The sequence below is a fragment of the Niastella populi genome (assembly GCF_002078015.1).
Classification (GTDB): domain Bacteria; phylum Bacteroidota; class Bacteroidia; order Chitinophagales; family Chitinophagaceae; genus Niastella; species Niastella populi.
Map to the genome: position 1 here is coordinate 81,206 of NZ_LWBP01000185.1, position 22,291 is coordinate 103,496.

Genomic DNA, 22,291 nt, shown 5'->3' on the forward strand with positions numbered 1-22,291 from the left:
GCGCTTTATTTATATGTACCAGTTAAAGCAGATCAGTATGCTCCTTACTCTTTTCACGCTGTTCATTGCAGCTATACCGGTTGTTGTGATTGCGCAGCAGCCTGCCGATAGCAGCAACAAAATAAAACAGCGTGCCGCGGCAGATACCCTTCTGTTTTCCCGCACCGATTCTATGCGGCAGGTGACCGTTACCGCCTCGAGAAATATGCTGCAGGTAGAGAACGGCCGCATCACCATGAACGTTGCCAACAGCACCCTTGCTGCCGGTTCTTCGGTTTTTGACCTGTTGAAAAAAATGCCTGGTATCGGCATCGGTCAGGACGATAATATCAGTTTGCGCGGTACAGAAGGCGTGAACGTGCTCATCGATGGTAAAATGAATTATCTCTCCGGCAAACAGCTGGCAGACCTTTTGAAAGGATTAAGCAGCGATAACGTGGCGAAGATAGAACTGGTCACCACGCCTGCAGCCGAGTTCGATGCGGCCGGTAACGCCGGCTTTATCAATATCGTCACCCGCCGCCGCACCATTCGCGGCTATGGTATCGACCTGCGTTCGACCGTTACGCGTGGCAGTACCTGGATGTTCAATGAGAACATCGGTGCCAGCATCAATACAGGAAAATTGAGCCTGTACGGTTCCTTCGATTACAACATGCCGAACCGGAAAGTTAAAAGCACCAGCGGCAATACCGTGCAGGAGCATGATACCACTTACCGGCTTGAAAGAATAAATACCAGTAACTACCATATAAAATTCTACACCTGGCGGCTAGGCGGCGAGTGGCGTATACATGACCGTCACCAGCTAAGCGCACATTATCACGGGTATTTCGATGATTTTACCGCACCCAAAGAAGCTGTTGTAAACCGTTATGCAGGCGGGCATCAGTTACACTCCGCGGTTACTACTTTCAACAACATCATAGAGCCTTATCATTACGATGCCGGTAACCTGGCCTGGCTGTGGCAAATTGATACCGCCGGAAAAAAACTTACTACCGAAACCCATTATATCAGCTATCGTAACCTGTCAGATGCCCTTATGACCAGTATTACCACCGAAGGCAGCACAGGCGACGTAACAGCCGAAAATGCCCTGCGCTCGCATCAGCCGGGCTACATTACCATCCGTTCAGCAAAGTCTGACCTGGAGTGGCCTTACAAAAACATAATGTGGAAGGCCGGGCTCAAATACGCGTATATCTCAAACGACAACAACTATCGTTTCGATTCGCTTATTGGCAATGTATACAGGGAGGCGGCATCTATGTCGAACCACTTCCTGTACCACGAGCGTATTTCCGCGGCTTATGTCTCCGCTTCGCGGAAATTCAAACGAACCAGCCTCCTCGCCGGTTTGCGGATAGAGCATACCGATGCCAAAGGTTATACGGTAAGAGACGGGTTTACCAACCGCTGGACGTACACCAGTTTTTTTCCCAGCCTTTCTATTGATCATGCGATGAACCGGAGTAAGTTCAATATTTCGATCAGCCGGCGCATCAACCGCCCCACGTATGCCGACCTCAATCCCGTACGCTGGTACACCGATCAGTATTTTTATTACTCGGGCAATCCGGCGCTTGTGCCCGAAATGGCCTGGCTGTTTTCAACTGCCTTTACATTTCATCATAAATATATTCTTACCGCTACATGGGGAATAAGGGAGAATTACATGACCAAAAAGCTGACCATCGACGCTGCTGCCAATGCCGTCAAAAGCCAGACCGCCAATTTCAGCAGTATGCAGCGGTTCGATGTGCTTTTATCGGCGCCCTTTAGTGCAGGACCATGGAGTATGCAGTTGTCGGCCGGCGTAAATCATTCGCGTTATCCCATTCCGCAAACAGGCAACGATGTCATTGCCTCGCGTTGGGCAGCGAATGCGCAGGTGCAACAACAGCTTAAGCTGCCCGGTGGTTTCCGGTTCGAACTGGCGTCGTTCGTTTATTCCCGTGAACTGTGGGGGGTATACCTCAAAGATGAATTGTTCTTTATGGATGCCGGGATGCGCAAATCCTTTTTAAAAGAGAACCTGGTTTTACAATTTACGTTTATGGATCTGCTGCGTACATACAGGCTGCGAGGCGCATCGCTGTCGAATACTGCCAATTATTGGTATAACGACCGGCCCGAAGCGCACCGCATCAGTTTGTCGGTCAGGTATCACATCGGTGGCAGGTTGTTACCTAAGAAAGCAAGCAGCATAGAGGAACAGGAACGGTTATAACTGCCGCAGGGTTGCCTCAGCCGCAAAGTTTTTTTTTATCACACAACGGGATTAAAATCAATCCTGAACTGACGAATTTTAATCAATAAAAAGAAAGAAAACGGCGCACAAGTTGTTATATAAACAATATGTGCATTCTAATTATTGATCAGGATTCCCATGCGGTAAAACATCTTGAAAAATTATTAAGTGAGATAGTGCCCGAGATGAAAATAGGCGGACGTTGTTCGGATATCAAAACTGCCACACAATGGTTACAGAAAAATCCGCCGCCCGATCTTATCTTCTCTGTAATAGAATTGCCCGACGGGCTCAGCTTTGAGGTATTTAACAATCCCGGGAAAAAAATACCGGTAATTTTTACATCTCCATATGAGAAATATGCGGTCGATGCCTTCAGGGCCAACGGTATTTATTATCTGTTAAAGCCTGTAAAAAAAGAAGAACTGACAAAAGCGCTTATCAGGTATAAAACATTTTTTTCATCTGCGAAGCAGGAAGCAACGATCAAAGCGACCACATCGAACAGTAAAGTGCAGTTTCAGGAAAGGTTCCTGGTAACAGTAGGCCGGCAAATGAAACTGGTGCTCGCTGAGGAAGTGGCCTATTTTTTCACCGAACAAAAGATTGTGTACCTCGTCACTTTTCAACGGGTAAAATATAACACAGGTTTTACATTGGAGCGCCTCGAGCAACAACTGAACCCCGCGTTGTTCTTTCGCATCAACCGGCAGTTCATCATTAATATATCCGCAATAGAAAAATTGCTGCCGGCCAGCAAATCGAGAATGCAGGTGGTATTGAAACCTGAAACCATACACGACACTATTACCAGCTTTGGCCGCACCGAATCATTCTTCAACTGGATGTTGGGTGAGGGAAACCATTCAGAAGGATAATTTGCCTGGCCGGTATTCAATTTTTACCACTGGGTATTTTGCTCCGGTATCATGATAAATGCTGCATAGAATTTGTTTTACATGATACCTATATTTTATCCAATGAAAAATACTGTGAAATCCACACTTATTGTCATCATCATTTTAACAGCGCTGTTTGTCGTTGCCTGCAAACATGAAATTCCGGTAACAGGCAAAGATCAAAATAACAACGATACCTGCGGTATTACTGATATTACTTATTCAGGCGCTGTAGCGCCCCTTATGTCTACCTATTGCACAAGATGCCATGGCGCCACTTCGCCGCGTGGGGGAGTTAATTTAACCTCGTATGACGGTGTAAAAGCGATTGCCCTTAACGGAAAGCTGCTCGGCTGTATTAAAAAAGAAACCGGCTTCAAACCAATGCCCCCGGGCACTACTAAAATTCCGGATTGCCAGATCCTTCAGATTGAAAAATGGGTAGGGGCCGGCTCGCTCAACAACTAAATTAATATGAATACCAAAAGAAAAAATTTCCTGCCCAACAGGAAGGGATGGCTCATTTTGCCTGTCCTCACTGTTATGGCTACCGTGATCACGGGCTGTTATTACGATAAAGCCGAACTGCTGTATCCCGATGGCGGTGTTGACTGTTCTGCGGTACAGGCCACATATACGAAAGTGCAAACGATCATGGCGGCCAAATGCAATGGTTGTCATAGTGCACGCAATGCAGCCGGTGGTACGGTGCTTGAAACCTATGACCAGGTTAAATCAAAAGCCGGCCGTATAAGACAGCGGTCGATCGTCGAAAAAACAATGCCGCCCGCCGGGCCGCTGTCGTCAGAAGAAATTGCCATCCTGGAATGCTGGATCAGCTCCGGCGCACCTAATAACTAAACATTATCCGTTATGCATTTATGGAAAAAAATAATATTGGCAGTGCTTGTACTGGCACTGGCAGCTGCAGGTTATGGATGGTACCAGTATCAAAAAGCGCCGCCCGACATACGACAGGAAAAAGGCGATATTGAAATAGCCGCGGTCGAGCTGTTGAAAGCATTTCAGCAGGATGAAACGGCCGCCAACATAAAATACGTTGAAAAAGTATTGATCGTATCGGGTACGGTTACCGGTGTACAAACCACTAGCAGCGGACAGGCAACGGTATACCTGCAAACCGACGACATGTTGGCTGCGGTCACCTGCAGCTTTTACAAGGATGATGAAGGCATTAAAAATATTAAGACCGGTTCCGCCGCACGAATAAAAGGCGTGTGCACCGGTATGTTAACAGACGTTGTATTAAACAAGTGCAGCCTGGTTGAATAAGGCTGCTGAATATTTAAAGCTATTTTATGAAACAGATGCTGATAGTGATCGCATTATTCGTTCTCTCTCTTCCGGTACTTTCACAAAAAAGATATTTTACAAAAAGCGGACAAATAAATTTTGCGGCCGGTACGGCGGTGGAAGATATCGATGGTATTAATAAAGCCGCTACCAGTGTGTTTGATGCCACTAGCGGACAAATAGAGTTTGCCGTGCTGGTAAAAGGATTTGAATTCAAAAGAGCGCTGATGCAGGAACACTTCAATGAAAATTATATGGAAAGCGACAGGTTCCCCAAGTCTGTTTTTAAAGGGAAGATCGTAAATGTGGATAAAGTGAATTTTCAGAAAGACGGCAGTTACCCGGTTACCGTAAAAGGCGTGCTGGAGATGCATGGCGTGAAAAAAGAAGTAGAAACGACCGGCTCATTAAAGGTGACCGGTGAAACCGTTCATTCAGACGCTGCCTTCACCGTGTTGCTGGCCGATTATAAAATAGCCATTCCCTCACTGGTAAAAGATAAAATTTCCCCAACGGTTACCATCAAAGTGAACTGCAATTATAATGTGCTTAAGTAAAAATAATATCTGAAACATGCAAAAATTGGTGTTAGGCCTGATACTGGTAACTGCTTTGCAAACCGGGTATGCGCAGGATGACCTGCTTTCGCTGGTAGGAAAAGATACACTGAAAAGGGCGCGCGTTACCAATGCGTTCAAATCTTCCCGGGTTATCAATGGGCATTCGATTGAATTCCTTGGTAAAGGGGTGCTTGATTTTCGCATCCTGCATCGCTTCGGTGAGGTCAGCGATGGTATAAGCAACCTGTTTGGTCTCGACCAGGCCAGTATGCGTATTGGACTGGATTATGGCCTGCTGAATAATTTAACCGTAGGAGTTGGCCGCAGCAACCTCGGAAAGGAGCTGGATGGGTTCATAAAATTCTGCCCGGTTTGGCAAAGCTCGGGACCGGGCGCTTTCCCGTTCTCTGTTGTTCTGGTAGGCGGAGTAACGCTCAATACCCAGTCGTGGAGCGATACTGCACGTAAGCATTATTTCAGCAGCCGCATGGCATTTTACAATGAGCTCATCATTGGCCGTAAGTTCAGTGAACGCTTCAGTTTACAACTGTCGCCGGTATTTGTACACCGAAACCTGGTTGAACTGGAAAAAGAAGAAAACGACGTATATGCGCTGGGTATCGGCGCCCGGTTCAAGCTAACAAAGCGAATAGCTTTTGTGGCCGATTATCATTACATAGTGGAAGGGCTCGATAAAGATATCTACAAAGATCCGCTGTCTGTAGGGTTCGATATTGAAACGGGCGGACATGTATTTCAGTTACATTTTTCGAATGCCACCGGTATGAACGAAAAGGCATTTATTACCAATACCACGGGCGACTGGGGTAAAGGGGAAGTGCGTTTTGGATTTAATTTATCACGGGTTTTCACCGTGAGAAGGCCGCGGCATTAAACCGTACCCTGGAAAATATTCGTTGGAGCCGCTTATAAAACGACCCCGCCGGAAGGCGGGGTTTACTATTTGGATAGTGCCTGTGTAAGAGCGTAAATGATGTACAATAATATAGCTTCCTTTTTTTGAAATAATTTTGGCGGTATTTTTGCGCGAGATATTTGCAAGCATTTCCTTCCCCCCGGAAAATATTTGGTTATCCTTCCTGAAAGCTAATAACGCTGATTTTCGTCACTAAAAAATAAAGGAGGCGTTTATGGCAAAAAGAGGATTCTTACAAACAGGTTATGTCCTTGTTCTTCTTTCCCTTGTTTCATGCCGTAAAGACATGGGCAAGCACTGCGATTGCGATCAGGAGGACATGGTGGCATCCGTTTCGGTACTGGCTTCCGGATTGAACAATCCCCGGGGATTGACATTTGGTCCTGATGGAAGCCTGTATGTCGCAGAAGGCGGTATTGGCGGTACAAATTCAACGGCCGGTCAATGTACCCAGGTACTTCCGCCTATAGGACCGTATACGGGCAGCAACACCGGCGCCCGTATATTGAGAGTGAGTATGACAGGACATGTTACTGTGGCGGCCGACAATTTACCATCGAGCCAAACGGCGGCTGAAACAGGCAGCCTGATCAGCGGTGTGGGCGATGTGGCATTCGTTGGAAATACCCTTTACGCGGTACTTGCAGGCGCGGGTTGCTCACATGGTGTCAGCAATGTGCCGAATGGAATGATCAGGGTGAACAGTGACAAAACCTGGGAAATGATTGCCGACCTGGGTGCATGGCAAATGAGTCACCCTGTTGCCGATCCCGAAGAAGGTGATTTTGAACCCGAAGGCACCTGGTATGGGATGGTAGCAGTAGGCAGCAACATGTATGCAGTTGAACCCAATCATGGCGAGATCGTGCGGGTAAGTCATAAGGGAGATATTGAAAGGCTGATAGATATTTCAGCCAGCCAGGGGCATAATGTGCCAACTGCTATTGCCTGGCACAGGGGAAATTTTTATGTAGGCAATCTGGGTCTTTTTCCTATTCCGGGAAACTCAAAAATTTATAAGGTCACACCCACCGGTGAGATCAGTGTTGTTGACACGGGCTTTAGTGCAATACTTGGTGTTGATTTCGACAAGGCAGGTGGAATGTATGTGCTTGAAAATACTACAGGCAATCCATTTCCCACACCCGGTACCGGCGATATCATAAGGATCGATCCTTCAGGTGCAAGACGAACACTGGTTACGGGTTTAAACCTGCCAACCGCATTGGCTTATGGGCCCGACGGTAATTTATACGTTTCCAATTGGGGCTTCGGTGAACCGGCGATAGGGGGTGGACAAATACTTAAAATTAAGATCAGTTGTAAGAAAAATGGGAAGAATAAATAATTTTTACCTGAACAGTCGATAATAAAAATGGCGTTCGCATTGAACGCCATTTTTTAAGCAAAACAAACTTGTGTTGCTGCGCGCTTCTTAATTTTTTGCAAAGGAAAATATATTGATCGTTCCGTTATTGTAACTGCAAACCCATGCTTCCAGTTTGTTGTCATCTTCAAAAATATCCACGCCCACCGGGTGCCCTTCGCATGAAAGGGAAGCTATGCGGGTAAAGCTGTTGTCATCGAGCCTGAATACTTCAACCTTGTCGCTGCTATAGCAGGTTACAAATAAGAATTTATGATTTTTAGAAAGTACGATCGTACGGGGTTGCGCATGCGTAGCGGCGGTAAATAGTGTTTTACGGGTTGTGGGATCTATACAGGCGATGCGGGCCAGTCTGTTGTACGATACCAGTAAACGGCCATTGTCGGTCAATACAATATGACGCGGGTTCGATGCAACGGGTATGCTTGCTTCCTTTGCCCAGGTATCATTATTCAAAACGGTAATAGATGCGCCGCCCATAATGGCTACATACGATTTTCTCCGTTGGTCATCCACTACGATCCCTCTTGGAATGGCAGATACAGGAACGGTTTTTACTTTTTTTGCATAAGGGAAAGCCGCCGTATCGGTTGTCAATACGCTCACGGTATGAGAATGCCAGTTACTTACAAGCAGGTGTTTACTGTCTTCAGTGCGGGCAATTATTTTGGGCGTATGACCTGTAGCGATTACGGGTACCTGTATTGAATCTCTACCGGTAGAACCGGCATATTCTATATAGATCTTTTTTTGTTTTACGTGGGTATGCGAAGTGTCTTTTTTATAACTGGTAACGGGCTCGGTAGGAATAGGAACAATACATGATGCATTATGCAGCGATACCCAAAGTACCTTGTCGTCATGGCTCAGGCAGGCTTCCACCGGTTTTTCTTCATAGCTTGGCATGGGTTTGTTGGTTTCATAATCCCAGCCGGTGGCTTCCGTTGGTTTGAATTTGAATTCCCGCTGTAACTGCCGGCTCGCCTGGTCAAATTCGTAAATGCTCATGCCTTCGAGGTTCATGGCATATAGTTTTTGCCCGCTTTTGTTAAACAGCACTGATTTTGTGCCTTCAGCCGCTTTTATATGTTCCGTTTTCCGGAAAACCAGCCTGGTATATGGCTTCAATGAAGGGAGTGCCTGAATGGTGTCGCCGTTTGCAGGTTCACACGTATCAGGGTTGTTTATATTTATGCTGCTGCGTGTAAGGAAACGATTGGCCTGGAAAGTATCAGGAGGCCTGTTGAACGCAATACAGGATGTACATAGGAACAGGTACGCGCTGATAAAAGACGCTTTCATTTGACGGATTTTATCATTCAGACTAAATACGACCGTTCGTTGACATAGGCTGAATGCAGTTTAGGGTATAAAAAAAGGACAAGGCAGACATATCTTCCGCTTTATCCTCTCTCTGGTCACTCAAAGATACTCTTTTTGCCCAATTATAAAAGTGATTGGCACATTTATATCAACTATCTTTTATGTTGTCAGTTTGCAGCTTGCAACCTGATCACAAATGCCTTTAATTCAGCCATTTTGCCGTCACGAAACCGCCACACATCGCAATATTCGTATTGAGTCTCACGGCCATCTTCATCCTTCATTGTTATATTTCCGAGCGCCGTCACAAAATCGCCTTCGGCAATTAAATTTGCTACCATAAACTTTGGCGGCTCTTTATAGGCCGTGGCCATGTACCGGCGAACGGCATCCTTTCCCTTTAGGGTTTTGTCGCCTATGAATGTCCATTCCGTATCGTCGGTGCAGCATGCAAGAAAGCCTTCATTGTCGCCTTTTGTAATAGCGGCATTCGCCATTTCCAGTATTTTTTTATTATTCTCAGCCATGAAATATCTTTTTGTATATAGTACAATTCCTCTTGTTGTTTGGTTCGCATGCATTCAGGAAAAGATAAGGTCATGTTTTGCTAATGCTTTAATTTTATTAGCTCCCATAATATATTAATATGAAAAAGTCATTCCTCACACTGATTGCGCTTGCTTTCTTTTTACCTGCAATAAGCCGGCAGCCGTTGAAAGTAGGCGTAGCTGGTCTCAGCCACGACCATGCATTGGGATTGATGCACCAGTACAAAAACGGTAAGGTGATCCTGCTGGGCATTGCCGAAGCCGATACTGCCCTGAGCGGCCGTTATAAAAGACGGTTTCAACTGCCCGATTCTATCTTCTACACGTCTCTTGTTGCGATGTTGCAAAAGATCAGGCCTGATGCAGTGCTGGCTTACAACCCCGTTTATCAGCATATTGATGTAGTAGAGGCATGTGCGCCCAAAGGCATTTCCGTAATGGTAGAGAAACCGCTGGCCACTACGGTAGCGCAGGCCAATAGAATGGCTGAACTGGCGCGTAAACACCATATTCACTTATTGACCAATTATGAAACCACCTGGTACCCAAGCAACCAGCAACTGTATACCATGGTACAGTCGAAAACCATTGGCGATGTAAGAAGAATGGTAGTGCACGATGGGCATGAAGGGCCCAAAGAGATCGGTTGCAGCAATGACTTTCTGCAATGGTTAACAGACCCGGTGAAGAATGGCGGTGGCGCCATTACCGATTTTGGATGTTATGGCGCCAACCTGATGACCTGGTTGATGAACGGGCAGGCGCCTGTTGCTGTTACCGCGATTACTCACCAGATAAAACCCAACATATATCCGAAAGTGGATGACGATGCTACTATCGTCCTGGACTATTCCAATGCCACCGGTGTCATTGAAGCATCGTGGAACTGGCCATTTAGTATCAAAGACTGGGAAGTGTTTGGTAATACAGGTTATCTGCATGCGTTAAACCCCAATACGCTTCATCAAAGATTGAAGAGCAGTTATGAACCTGTTACCCTGCAACAACCTTTATACACAGATAACCTGCAATACCTGTCGGATGTATTACATGGAAAGATAAAACCTGGTAATGATCTTTCTTCACTCGAAAACAACATAATCGTAGTGAGAATACTGGAAGCGGCAAAAAGATCGGCTAAGGAAGGCAGGCGGGTACCGCTATAGGAATAAAAAAGCGCCACATTTCTGTGCCGCTTTTTATGGTAGTGTAAGGGCGCCCACCGGTGGTGAGCGCCTTATTAGTTTAACCCATGTACGGGCGGTTATATTAACGGACGAATACCAATGACTACGTTGTCATTCGAGTATGCACCCATATTACATGCAGCTGAGGTGCCGTTACCATTTAAGTTCAGGATATCAATTGCTGCATTTCTGGCTGGTGAAGTTTGTTGCAGTTTGCCCAGGTCGGCATTACCCCATACAGATGATACCAGCCGCGGATCAGACTCCAGCGAAAGATCATCAAACGCCGTAGCAGCCTGCCATTGGGCCAATGACTGCGTTCCGGTTCCACGCGAATCAACGTAGCCCCATCTCGAGTGCCCGAAACTTAAATTATGAGACCGGCTTAGTACCGCCGTGTCAGTTTGACCATCGAATGGAAAATGAAATAATGGAGCGGTTCCTGTTTTTATGTTATTATGTATTCTCCAGCCTGATCCGATATTGCCTGCGCCGCCCATAGAAGTGTGAATTCCTTCTATTTCCCTGTTAGCTGTTGCAGAGATCAATGTATTATTTATAACATCTACATCGCGGATCGGAGAGCCTGCCTGGGACCAGCAAACGACATGATAATGTCCGCCAACCTGAATATTCTGGTATACCTGGTTTCTTCCCAATTCACCCGATGTATCCATAAAGTTAACGGCCCCTATAACATTCGTAGCCCTGCTGCCCCTGATCAGGTTCCGCCTGAATATTATTCCTCCTAATATGGGCCTGCTGTTTCCTGCGCCTTTACTTGTGAGGGCTGTTTCAACGTTGTCGAAAAAACAGTTCTCTATTGTAATACGCCCTGTGGATGTTGTAATGTTTGCACCCTGCGGACTAAACAGCTGAATGCCCTGTTCGCTACGAAATGCATTTTCCCGGCTATAATTTTCAATCCAGCAATCACTAACCAGGTTATTCTGACAGCCAACGCCTTCAAAACGTATGGCAGCATGGTTGTTATCGGTATATGCCTCAGGCCAGGTTACCGGGCCCCGGTCAATTCTAAAGTAAGAGATCCTGTTGAATTTACCGCCGCATACGACCGGCCCGGTATCAGGGGTTGTTGGTGCAAGCGATTCACTGATATAAAATCCATACCAATGGTGACCGGTGGCCAGTCCCAATACAGGGCATCCGTAACCCTGTCGCGTTCCATTGTGTCTTAGTATGCTTCTGCCGGTGGTAGTCAAGGCAGCATAATTCTCTGCAAAAAATATGATAGGATTGCTTTCGGTTCCATTAGCCAGAATTTGAAAGGAAGGGTCGAACCGTTGATTTTTATTGACACCCATATACTCACCGGGACCGCAGCAAACCCGCCAGCCGGGTTGGGCTAATTGTAATGCCTGTGTAAGCGTATAAGGATGCTGCTGAGTGCCGTTTCCTGAGCCGGTAGCTGTGGCGCTAACCCAATGCGTTGCTGATAACCGGGCCGCGCCGGCATTTGTTCCCCTATCGCCAACTTCATCATCGTCACCTTTATCATCATCCCCGGCAGGATCATTTGTTTTTTTGGTACATGCGTTCAGCAGTGCGGTCATTCCTGAAAAGCCGATCATAACGGTCGCGCTTTTCTTAATAAACTCTTTACGTTTCATAGCGGATATTATTTATTGATATGATATGAATGTGTACGGGATCAGGAATTCATATAATGTCATTTGCGAAAGTCTGTTAATGGCAATTTCCAGGCCAATAACGTAGATGTGCATTGTATCTCAGTCCGCTCTATACAATATAAAACAGATAATCACCCATAAAAGAAAAAGCTGGCATATAAGGCTTTTGATATTAATGGTATCGGGCCCAGGCCTTACTCAAGGCCATGGTGTATGTAGATAAACTAAATGTGAAACCGGTGACGATGGATTGTACTGTTCGTCTTATATCAACTGATCTTATTATTTAAGCTATTCCAGGCTCCGCCATTGTAACATTCGATGCCTGCAGAGGAAAGAATTCCTTTTGCGATGCCGCTTCTGTTGCCACTGCGGCAGCATGTAATAATGGGTTTGCCTTTTTTCTTCAAATCGAATTTGGTTAAGATGGAAACCCTCAGGAAACCTTTCCCTTTGACCAGAGTAAAGAAAGATGGAGCATGTACATTTTAAAACGATATGTATTACCCTGGCTTTACTGGACTAAAATACTAACCGGTAAGGCTTAAATTTTTGTTGGTGGCAGGCAATTGAAGTATTCAGGAAAAACCGATGGCCCGGTTACGATCGATGATGACCTGAAACAGGCAACAATAAGTTTTCGATCTTTCACAAAAGAGTAGCCTGCCATTGATGTTGGATGCGCAATTGGATGGGTAACCGGCTATAAGGCATTGTTGTTAAGGCGAACCTGCCTTTGTTGACAAAGGGTTGAATGAGGAACTAACGTCACAAACTTAATCACAGGGAATGCTTGTAGAAACTAATCCCCGTAAAAAATTTACATCATTACAACCGAAAATAAACGCCCATTTGATCATATAATAGCAAAACTGGCGGCTATAGCCCGGAGAAACTATTATTGATGCAAAATTCAACAGGAAAGCAGCCCACTGGTATAAAAATTTCTGCTCCTTCCGTAGAACACTACATGTCTGAAGCACACCTGTGCCACCTAATCACTATTATGTAAGTTACAGAGGCCTCACTTCTTAAAAGCCTGGGTTATGAATAGAATTGTGATGCTGATGCTGGTAATGATCGGTATGTCGATATCGCTTTTCGCTCAACATGAGCGTCATGAAATGCCAGCCGGAAAAAAGCCGCCTGAAAATGACACTTCAGGAAATATGCACCGGCATCACCGGGGGCATAATAGGAACATCGATACGGGCATGCATCCCGGTAAAATACCCATGAGCCATTCTTTTTCTCTTAATTTACCAATGAACCGCAATGGTTCCGGTACCGGTTGGCTACCCGATGCATCACCCATGTACGGGTATATGATCCATTCCGGAAAATGGATGCATATGGTTCATGGAAGTATCTTTTTGCGGTATGATAACCAGAACTTCAATAACGACGATAAGCGGGGCGATTCCCGGTTTGATGCGCCTACATGGTTCATGGTTATGGGCCAGCGGAAAGTGGGGGAGAAAGGACTTTTTCATTATAGTTCCATGTTCTCATTTGATCCGGTCATTGAAGGAGGAAAAGGATATCCGCTACTTTTTCAAACGGGTGAAAGTTACGAGGGAAAACCCCTGGTCGACCGGCAGCACCCGCACGATCTTTTTTCTGAATTATCTGTGAGTTATGCTCATGCATTTACAAGGGATATCGATGCGTTTGTATATGTTGGTTACCCCGGAGAGCCAGCCCTGGGGCCGGTTACCTTTATGCACCGGCCATCTGCGTTGGATAATCCCAATTCACCGATCTCGCACCACTGGGTAGACGCCACTCATATTACATTCGGTGTAGTTACGGCAGGTGTACGGGTGGGCAAATTTAAACTGGAAGGATCTTCATTTACCGGGCGGGAGCCGGATGAGGAACGTTATGGGTTCGACAAACCGCGCTTCGATTCCTGGAGCGGCCGGTTTTCTTTTAATCCTACGATGAACTGGGCGCTACAGGTTTCGCATGGGTATTTAAAAAGTCCCGAAGAACTGCACCCTGGCGAGAATATAAATAAAACAACCGCATCGGCCATCTACAGCGTCGATATGGGTAATGAGAACCGGTTAAACGCAACTGTACTTTGGGGAATGAACAAACAGAAGGAGCATGACGGAGAAAACGCTTTTATGGCCGAAGGGGCCTGGCGACTGAGTAAAGCAGCTATTTATACCCGGTACGAGTTCACCGAGAAATCTGCCGAAGAACTGGTATTGGGGCCGGAAATTGAAGAACACCAGGTGTTTGGCGTCCATGCTTTCACTTTAGGCGCAAATTACGACCTGTTCGAAATATATAAAACCCGGCTTGCCATCGGTGGGCAATGGAGCTGGTATGGCGCACCTCAGGCTTTAAATACAATTTACGGAAATAACCCAATGGCGGTACAGGTATATTTGAGAATATATCCGGCGCTGATGAAGATGAACATGAATATGAAATAGCATTTTTTGCGGGAATGGAGTTTAAGATGCAGTAACCCATATTTGAAAACAGGAAGGCTACCCGTGTAATGGTGGTTTTGTTATTCCAGACAACACATTGCTTTCGAGGTCGCCTGCCTGCCTGATAACGGTAAGGCTTCCGTCTGTTTCAAGGATGACCGCATCAGCCTGTTCCAGCGACCACAAACCCTGCTCGCGGAGAACAGCATAAATTTCATCTTCGGTGATCCTTTCTTTCCGCATGATATTTGAAAGCATCTTTCCTTTGTAAACAACCAGGGCGGGCGTTGATTTCACAAGATGATTCACTGATTTATGGTGAACTGCCAGGTAAGAGATAAGGAACTGAAGTAAAATGAGCAGAAAAAACACAAACGCCCCATCTATAAGCGCCACATCCTTGTTAAGTGTAACTGTAGCCAAAGTGGAACCTAATGCAATTGTTACAATTAGGTCAAAAGCATTCATTTTAGATAACGTTCTTTTTCCCGCGATTCTTAGAAAAACGATAAGAATAACATATGCCATCGGCGTGATCACCGCAGTGCGCACAATGCTATCCCAGCTATCAAAAAATATTTTATTCATTTTTTGGCGGTTTATTTATTTATAGTGCGTTATTATCAGCAGGGGTAACTTTCATCAATGTATACTACATAAAATAAAGCAATATTATACCCGGGATATAAGTGATGATAATAACCAGCGATTCAATTTCAATGCCCAATAATTGTTTTTTACTTTTAGCCAGGATGCCCAACAGGTAAATGCCTGTAAGAATAATGCCAGGCATAGCTGCGGTCATGCTAAAGCGGTCCTGTACCTCGAGCGCAGGGCCGGGGGCGAAAAAAAGCTCAGCTATAAAGATCAGGGATACATCAAAAAACGGTGACATCAGTTATGGTAGTAGCCAATTCGGGTAATGAAGTGATTCCGCCAAGATAGAAAGATCAGGCATGCATTCCTGTTTTAGATATTTACGTTGTTTATCACAAATAACTATCCGCCTATCAACCCGGTTCTTTGAAGTATATAGGCAATGGCAAACACGGCAAAGAATAAACCCGCAATAATTGTACTTGCCAGGCTGAATGTGGAAGGTTGCAGGTTTTTGGGCAACGTTTTTTTATTAAGATAAAGGATCGATCCTGTAACTACCGGAATGTGTGCGGCCTCTATAACCCCCGCCAGTTTTAGTAAACCTACCGGGTTGCCTGCGGTAAGATAAATAACAATGGGACAGAAGGTCAGCAGCCCTGTTACATAAATTTTATTCAACAGCCTGGTGTTTTTGAGCCAACTGTTCTGCCTTTTGTTATTGGAGGCCAGAATGGCCGTTCCATCGGTGAACATTCTACCAAAACCATCCTGGTCAGAAAGCATGGTGCTGGTAAAAGTAATGAACACAGCCCCGATCATAAACCAAAACCCGATAGTTCCCCAGATACCGCCGAGTAATTGTCCCAGTACTTCAGCCACCCTGTTTTCTTCAGGAACCAAGCCGCGCGGCTGCAGCAATTCGGTACCCAACACCAGGAAGGCAAATGCTATGACCAATGCGCCTGCTACCGCTAAAGAATTGGCAAAGGTCATGTGCCTGATCCAGCCTTTTAATTTATTTTGGTCGTCTTTAGATAATTCAGCCGGGTTAACTGGCTGTACCCTTTTTAGTGAAGCCGCTCCGTAACCCCTTGCAGCCGTCCAGTAAGAGAACCACATCAGCCCGGCGGCGCCAGCCAGCATAAAACCCAACCAGGGAAGTACCTCACCGGTTTGTAAACCGGCGGGGATCGCCGGCACCAGGCCATTGATCATTTTGCCGGTATCGGGACCGGTGGCAAGCGCGGCACTCAAAACAGACAGGGATATCAGGATGGCCAGCACGGTGGTCACCTTTTCCACCGTTTTAAAACCGCCCAACACGATGATCATAGCCGTGGCTATGGTAAGCACAACCACCGGTATCCACAATGGAATATCTATCAATACAATGATCGCTGTGGCTGCGGCCCCGGCCAGGCCTGCCACCGTAGCAACCGCTACTACCAGTTGGGGCACAATGATAAGCCACAACATCCATCTTTTGTTTTGAAGAGATGCAAGCCCGCGAAAAAATGCAGCCCCCGTACAAACCGTATATCTGCCGATCTCCCGGTTAATAAACCATTTCATGGCCACGGCAAGAAGAAGGGCCCAGATCAAAGTATATCCATATTGGGAAGCAATACGCGGTGTAAACAGCAATTCGCCCGAGCCTGCAGCTGATAACATCCAGATGAAAGCAGGACCGAGCCACTTCCACTTCTCTTTTCCCGTTGGCGCCGCTGAAATCATGATCTATACTTTTAGAAAGCACTTAAGCTTAGCATGGACGAATATGATGAGAGAGTAAACCCAAAATATTCATGCCATTTGAGCTACAGGAAATGACATTTGAAGAACAGTAGAGATCAGCACCCATAAATGGTTTGAAGTGGAGTTTTTACCACGCCAACCTGGTATAACCCCGTTGGGAGGATTAAAACAGTATTAAATTGGTATTATAATATGATGTGCGGTCAAACATTTCGATTCTTCCCTTTTGCATCTTAACAAGTGTAGAATATCTTTCCTCCTGCCGAACATTCAATGTGATCATAACGCTGGCATAATTATCCCAGCGAATTGCAGTACAGTGCACGTTTTACGAAGTACGGGTGAAGCGACAGGATACTTCTGATGCTATTCTTCATACGACGGTCGAACAGGTGAAAACCGGTCCTGAATTAAGTTAAAAGGTAACAACCATTATGAAAGATAAATTTAAATTTGATATTTTCGGAGCTCCTGAGATCAGATACACTCAAATAAAAGATATAAGTAACAATGCGCCGGAGATAATTATGTGGGCCGCACCGGTGATGTTTGTGCTGGTTTTTTTAGAGTGGTATATTTCGTACAGGCAAAACAGGCAACTTTATAAGAAAGCGGAAACCATCGGTTCAATTTTAGTGGGCATTGGCAATGTAGCCATCGCCTTCGCGCTTAAATTTGTTTTGCTTTACCTTATCGTTTTGATCTATAATTTTGTGCCCTGGCGAATGCATTTTAGCTGGTGGATGTTCCTGCCCTGTTATATCATCTTCGATTTTTGTAGTTATTGGGCCCACCGGGTTTCACACAAGCAAAGATTCTGGTGGGCCACTCACGTAGTACACCATAGCAGCGAAAATTACAATCTCACCGTTTCTTTCCGGCTAAGCTGGGTGCAGCATATAAAGATAGTATTCTTTATTCCGGTTGCCCTTATGGGATTTCATCCCGTTATTTTTTTTATTGTAAATCAAATTGCGGTACTCTTTCAGTTTTGGGTACATACAGAATACATCCATCGCCTACATCCCGTAATTGAATACATATTTGCAACCCCGTCAAATCATCGCGTACATCATGGTTCGCAGGAAAAGTATATCAATAAAAACTATGCACCCACTTTCATAATCTGGGATCGCCTATTCGGCACCTATCAAAAAGAGGAAGAAGAGGTCAAATATGGAGTAACACACAATATAGAAAACAAGGCAAATCCTTTACATATCAATTTTCATGAATTTGCCGAGATCTGGAAAGACATCAGGGGCGCCAAATCATGGAAGATGAAACTGTTTTTTTTGTTTGGAGATCCAATAGCCGTTGCGAAATATAAGTACGGCAAGAGGGAAGAACAGCTTAATTCATAGCATGAACTTATTATGGTAAAACGTGAATTTGACGATAGCGGGTGGCAGCCGGCTCGTATGGTGGTTAGAGCTTACTACGGCGGAAGGAATTAGTCGATGAATAGAAGGGTGGTTAAAAGAATGAGCGCATTTGCTGCTTTTTTATACATACGCAACCGGTAGTAAAGGCATGACCGGATGATGTTTAAAATTTCCATTTGAGCCGTACATACATGTTATGGCTGGTTGCCTCGAATTTCTTTTGTAATTCGAGAAAGAACGATTGATAAATGACGTCTGCATCGAGGCTGCCGAACAGGTGATAGTTTAGTGAAGGGTAAATGATAAACAGGTTAACCCGGGGCGAATATACCAGTCTTAAACTGCTGCTGAATTCCGGGGTGAATTGTTTTGAAGTGATGGCGACAATATTCCAGCGGGCCGGCATCAGATTAACTGGTGTAACGCGGAAATTAATTTTAGCGGCATTATTTACCGGTTCGGAAAGGCCGCTGGTATTATGAAGAAGGGAACTGCTGAAATACCATCCTTTTACTGACCGGTAACTTAATTCAAGAGAATAATTAAACCTGTTGGCCGAGTCTTTTTCACCGATAAAAGCCTGTCCTTCGCCTTTGTATTCTATATTTCCCAGTTTTCCTGCCCAGCCAAAACCTGCGGTAAGTTTATTGCGGTAAACGCCGGCGATCATCTGCAGGTGATACCCCCGTTTATCGATCGAATACCTTGCTGCTGCAACAGACTTCCTGATATCTCCATAAGGATTGACAGCCACATCTATACCCGACGAATCGTTGATGTTATATGCAACTTTAACAGCATCGGTATAAGGTTTTTCTTCGTAGTCGAAATCGAGGAAATTATAACTATTGAAAATGTCATTGGGATTCCAGGCAGTGGTAAGGCCCCAGTTCACCCGTTGCCGGCCAAGGTGCATGTTCCATTTCCGTTGCCGGAATTCAATTCCCAACCGTTCGATGTTACTTTGAAATACCAGGTTGTTGCTGCTTGCCCATATGGCCGACAGGTTCAGCCATTCATTGTCGTTTTTAAGTGAACCGTTGAAGCCGGGCGTGTTACTCACCAGGTCGCCCCAATATAACCGGTTCCTTACTTCAACCGACCCGGTGATCGATCTGTGCGGGTTCCATTTAATATTTACCCGGTTATGCAGTAAATTAGTTAAAACGTAGTTGCCGGCATAGCTGAACGATCCCATATCCTTAATATAACCGCTCACGTCAAACTTTGACCGGCTTGTGGCGCTGTCCTGCGGGTATGCAAAAATCGATACTGAAAGTAAAGGTATTATGACATAGGTGTATTTCACAAGCCTGGTTTTTGAAAAGGTTATTCTCAAAGCTAGCGCTGTTTGTTGCGGTATGGTATGACCGTCATCAAAGGAAGCCGTGACAATCCTCACTTCAATGGTATCCTTAATTCCGCCTTTATAGTTATTGCCGATATGATCGCCGATCAGCTATCTGCAGATGTCGATATTTGACTAACATCAATAGCACCGATGCCTGCGATCATAACTTTTTGCGGTTAACATGGCTAACTTACCTGCTGTGGCTTTGCCGGCCCCTGTTTCAGCGATCGCTGGCATACAGATACTTATTTTGAGAACTATAAAAATATTTTTATGGAATCGTTGATCATGAAATTCAGTGATATCAGTATCGGTGACGTGGCGAAGGTTGGCGGAAAAAATGCGTCGCTCGGCGAAATGTACAACCGGTTATCAGGCGAGAAAATAGCCATCCCTTCAGGGTTTGCGGTCACGGCCGATGCATTTTGGTTGTTTATTGATCGTAACAGGCTGCGCGAAAAGTTGAATGAATTATTGTTCAATCTCGATACGAATGAGTTTTCGAACTTAACCTATATAGGAAAACAGGCCCGGTCGCTGATCCTGAACGGAACGATGCCCCATGAACTGGCCGTGGCCATTGAGCAGGAGTATAACGAATTGTGTGGCGGCCGCCCGGTTGAAGTGGCAGTACGAAGCAGCGCAACGGCGGAAGATCTTCCGCAGGCCAGTTTTGCAGGGCAGCATGAATCGTTCCTGAATGTTTCGGGTAAAGAAAATTTGTTGACAGCCGTTCAGAAATGTTATGCTTCTTTATTTACCGACCGTGCGATCAAATACCGGGAAGATAATAAGTTCGAACATGCCAAAGTAGCGTTGTCGGTTGGCGTGCAAAAGATGGTTCGCAGTGATAAAGCCTGCGCCGGGGTTTGTTTTACGCTCGAGCCCGAATCGGGTTTCCGGAACGTAATACATATTGGCGGGGTATGGGGACTGGGAGAAAACATAGTGCAGGGTGCGGTAACGCCCGATGAGTTCATTGTTTTCAAACCATCGCTTAAAAAGGGTAAGAAAGCGATCATTCAGAAAAGGCTCGGCGAAAAAGCGAAAACAATGGTGTATTCGGAAAACGACCGGCAATTCCAGTCTACGATCAATATTGAAACGCCTGCTGAAAAAAGAGAACAATATGTTTTAAGTGACGATGAAATAACAACCATTGCCAGGTGGGCGTTGGTAATTGAAGCGCATTACGATAAACCTATGGATATAGAATGGGCAAAAGACGGCCTCACGAATGAGCTCTTTATTGTTCAGGCCCGCCCCGAAACCGTTCATGCGCAAAAAAATCCTTATCTCGTAAAAGAATACAGGTTGCAGAAAAAAGGGCCATTGCTTGCGGAAGGGGAGGCGATAGGGTCAAAAATAACCAGCGGCATTGCCCGGGTATTGCAATCGGCCGGCGATGCGGAAGAACTGCAGCCGGGAGAAATTGTAGTAACGGAGATCACCAGCCCCGATTGGGACCCGGTGCTGAAAAAAGCTGCCGCGATCGTTACCGATAAAGGAGGCCGCACCAGTCATGCGTCTATCGTTGCCCGTGAACTGGGCGTACCGGCAGTGGTGGGAACTTCAAACGCGACAAAAAATATCCTCGATGGCCAGATGATCACGGTATCGTGCTGCGAAGGCAAAACGGGGTTCGTATACAGGGGGCAGTTAACCTGGCAGGAAGTAGCGCATGATTTCAGCAACTTAAAAATGCCGGCTGCAACCCACCCGATGCTGATAGCCGGTGATCCTGAAAGCGCATTCCGGTTGTCGTTCTATCCCAACGAGGGAGTGGGTTTAATGCGCATGGAGTTTATAATAACCCATTTTGTGCAGGTACACCCTATGGCGCTGGTTAAGTTTAACGAGCTCACAGATGCGGCCACAAAAGAAAAGATCGAAAAACTGACGCACCATTACCCCGATAAAGAAGCCTACTTCGTTGATAAACTGTCACAGGGCATTGCTACCATCGGCGCCGCTTTTTACCCGAAAGACGTAATTGTGCGTATGAGCGATTTCAAGACCAATGAATATGCCAACCTTGTTGGGGGCGCCCAATTTGAGCCGGAAGAAGAAAACCCGATGCTGGGCTTCAGGGGTGCGTCCCGGTACTATAACGACAGGTACGTGCAGGGTTTCAGGCTGGAGTGCGAAGCCATAAAAACAGTGCGAAATGTTATGGGCCTCTCCAACGTAAAAGTAATGATCCCGTTTTGCAGAACCGTAGAGGAAGGCAAAAAAGTGATAGAGGTGATGAAGGCGAACGGCCTCGACCGGGATGCCGACCCCGGTTTGGAAATATATGTAATGGCAGAAATACCAAGCAATGTGCTGCTGGCCGACCAGTTTGCCGGCATCTTCGACGGCTTTTCGATCGGGTCGAACGACCTCACGCAGCTTACCCTCGGCGTTGACCGTGACTCGGCGCTGGTTAGCGGCCTGTTCAGTGAACAAAATGAAGCGGCCCGGTTGATGATCTCCATGGTAATACAAAAAGCAAAAGCGGCCGGAAAAAAAATAGGGTTGTGCGGGCAGGCCCCGAGCGATATACCGGAATTTGCGCGCTTCCTGGTGAAAGAGGGCATAAACAGCATTTCTTTCAATCCCGATGCCTTGCTTCAGGGCATAAACAATATACTTGAGGCCGAAGAAAAACAGGATGTGAAAGCGGCAAAATAACAATCAGGATACCATACGA

20 protein-coding genes are annotated in these 22,291 nt (G+C 45.8%); 13 read left to right on the top strand and 7 right to left on the bottom strand.

Annotation, left to right across the window (positions count from 1 at the left end):
• Positions 1-37: 37 nt before the first annotated feature.
• From A4R26_RS15770 to A4R26_RS15805, 8 genes are all read left to right on the top strand, one after another.
• Positions 38-2,233, top strand: coding sequence for an outer membrane beta-barrel protein (locus A4R26_RS15770; RefSeq protein ID WP_165760295.1), 2,196 nt, complete (start codon positions 38-40; stop codon positions 2,231-2,233).
• Positions 2,234-2,361: 128 nt separating this feature from the next.
• Complete coding sequence (locus A4R26_RS15775) at positions 2,362-3,132, top strand: LytR/AlgR family response regulator transcription factor (protein ID WP_081164708.1); 771 nt, start codon at positions 2,362-2,364, stop codon at positions 3,130-3,132.
• A 102-nt stretch (positions 3,133-3,234) separates the two neighbouring features.
• Positions 3,235-3,621: a hypothetical protein gene (locus A4R26_RS15780; RefSeq protein ID WP_133054698.1), complete on the top strand. Its 387-nt coding sequence runs from the start codon at positions 3,235-3,237 to the stop codon at positions 3,619-3,621.
• A gap of 6 nt (positions 3,622-3,627) precedes the next feature.
• Complete coding sequence (locus A4R26_RS15785) at positions 3,628-4,014, top strand: hypothetical protein (protein ID WP_081164710.1); 387 nt, start codon at positions 3,628-3,630, stop codon at positions 4,012-4,014.
• A gap of 12 nt (positions 4,015-4,026) precedes the next feature.
• Positions 4,027-4,446, top strand: coding sequence for an OB-fold protein (locus tag A4R26_RS15790; protein ID WP_081164711.1), 420 nt, complete (start codon positions 4,027-4,029; stop codon positions 4,444-4,446).
• Between the two features lie 26 nt (positions 4,447-4,472).
• Positions 4,473-5,024: a YceI family protein gene (locus A4R26_RS15795; protein ID WP_081164712.1), complete on the top strand. Its 552-nt coding sequence runs from the start codon at positions 4,473-4,475 to the stop codon at positions 5,022-5,024.
• Positions 5,025-5,040: 16 nt separating this feature from the next.
• The gene (locus A4R26_RS15800; RefSeq protein WP_081164713.1) at positions 5,041-5,922 is read left to right on the top strand and encodes a DUF5777 family beta-barrel protein; all 882 of its coding nucleotides are present in this window, start codon (positions 5,041-5,043) and stop codon (positions 5,920-5,922) included.
• A gap of 256 nt (positions 5,923-6,178) precedes the next feature.
• The gene (locus A4R26_RS15805; RefSeq protein ID WP_081164714.1) at positions 6,179-7,312 is read left to right on the top strand and encodes a ScyD/ScyE family protein; all 1,134 of its coding nucleotides are present in this window, start codon (positions 6,179-6,181) and stop codon (positions 7,310-7,312) included.
• An 87-nt stretch (positions 7,313-7,399) separates the two neighbouring features.
• Here A4R26_RS15805 and A4R26_RS15810 read toward each other — a convergent pair whose 3' ends face one another.
• The gene (locus A4R26_RS15810; RefSeq protein WP_081164715.1) at positions 7,400-8,653 is read right to left on the bottom strand and encodes a YncE family protein; all 1,254 of its coding nucleotides are present in this window, start codon (positions 8,651-8,653) and stop codon (positions 7,400-7,402) included.
• A gap of 188 nt (positions 8,654-8,841) precedes the next feature.
• Complete coding sequence (locus A4R26_RS15815; protein ID WP_081164716.1) at positions 8,842-9,201, bottom strand: nuclear transport factor 2 family protein; 360 nt, start codon at positions 9,199-9,201, stop codon at positions 8,842-8,844.
• 119 nt (positions 9,202-9,320) lie between these two features.
• Between A4R26_RS15815 and A4R26_RS15820 the strand changes: the two genes are divergently transcribed.
• Entirely contained in the window at positions 9,321-10,388 is a 1,068-nt protein-coding gene (locus A4R26_RS15820) for a Gfo/Idh/MocA family protein (RefSeq protein WP_081164717.1), read from the top strand.
• A 98-nt stretch (positions 10,389-10,486) separates the two neighbouring features.
• On the opposite strand, the gene A4R26_RS15825 is transcribed toward A4R26_RS15820, so the two are convergent.
• On the bottom strand, positions 10,487-12,040 hold the full coding sequence (locus A4R26_RS15825) for a hypothetical protein (protein WP_081164718.1): 1,554 nt from the start codon (positions 12,038-12,040) through the stop codon (positions 10,487-10,489).
• 1,067 nt (positions 12,041-13,107) lie between these two features.
• Here A4R26_RS15825 and A4R26_RS15835 point away from each other — a divergent pair.
• On the top strand, positions 13,108-14,508 hold the full coding sequence (locus A4R26_RS15835; RefSeq protein ID WP_081164720.1) for a hypothetical protein: 1,401 nt from the start codon (positions 13,108-13,110) through the stop codon (positions 14,506-14,508).
• A gap of 57 nt (positions 14,509-14,565) precedes the next feature.
• Here the strand turns inward: A4R26_RS15835 and A4R26_RS15840 are convergent, their stop codons facing one another.
• The 3 genes from A4R26_RS15840 to A4R26_RS15850 form a co-directional block, all read right to left on the bottom strand.
• The gene (locus A4R26_RS15840) at positions 14,566-15,096 is read right to left on the bottom strand and encodes a DUF421 domain-containing protein (protein WP_081164721.1); all 531 of its coding nucleotides are present in this window, start codon (positions 15,094-15,096) and stop codon (positions 14,566-14,568) included.
• A 64-nt stretch (positions 15,097-15,160) separates the two neighbouring features.
• Positions 15,161-15,403 carry a hypothetical protein gene (locus A4R26_RS15845; protein ID WP_081164722.1) on the bottom strand — a complete coding sequence of 81 codons (243 nt, stop codon included), beginning with the start codon at positions 15,401-15,403 and terminating at the stop codon, positions 15,161-15,163.
• 104 nt (positions 15,404-15,507) lie between these two features.
• A complete protein-coding gene (locus A4R26_RS15850) occupies positions 15,508-16,842 on the bottom strand; it encodes an Nramp family divalent metal transporter (protein WP_207625762.1) in 1,335 nt (444 codons plus the stop codon).
• A 455-nt stretch (positions 16,843-17,297) separates the two neighbouring features.
• Here A4R26_RS15850 and A4R26_RS15855 point away from each other — a divergent pair, with 455 nt between their 5' ends.
• Positions 17,298-18,227, top strand: coding sequence for a sterol desaturase family protein (locus tag A4R26_RS15855; protein ID WP_081164723.1), 930 nt, complete (start codon positions 17,298-17,300; stop codon positions 18,225-18,227).
• Between the two features lie 184 nt (positions 18,228-18,411).
• On the opposite strand, the gene A4R26_RS15860 is transcribed toward A4R26_RS15855, so the two are convergent.
• On the bottom strand, positions 18,412-19,557 hold the full coding sequence (locus tag A4R26_RS15860) for a hypothetical protein (RefSeq protein ID WP_133054699.1): 1,146 nt from the start codon (positions 19,555-19,557) through the stop codon (positions 18,412-18,414).
• A 42-nt stretch (positions 19,558-19,599) separates the two neighbouring features.
• Between A4R26_RS15860 and A4R26_RS35840 the strand changes: the two genes are divergently transcribed.
• Together A4R26_RS35840 and ppsA are read left to right on the top strand one after the other, a co-directional pair.
• Positions 19,600-19,731 (top strand): hypothetical protein, encoded by a 132-nt coding sequence (locus A4R26_RS35840; protein ID WP_278248425.1) that lies wholly within the window; start codon positions 19,600-19,602, stop codon positions 19,729-19,731.
• A gap of 141 nt (positions 19,732-19,872) precedes the next feature.
• Positions 19,873-22,272, top strand: coding sequence for a phosphoenolpyruvate synthase (gene ppsA / locus A4R26_RS15865; RefSeq protein WP_081164725.1), 2,400 nt, complete (start codon positions 19,873-19,875; stop codon positions 22,270-22,272).
• Positions 22,273-22,291: the final 19 nt, after the last annotated feature.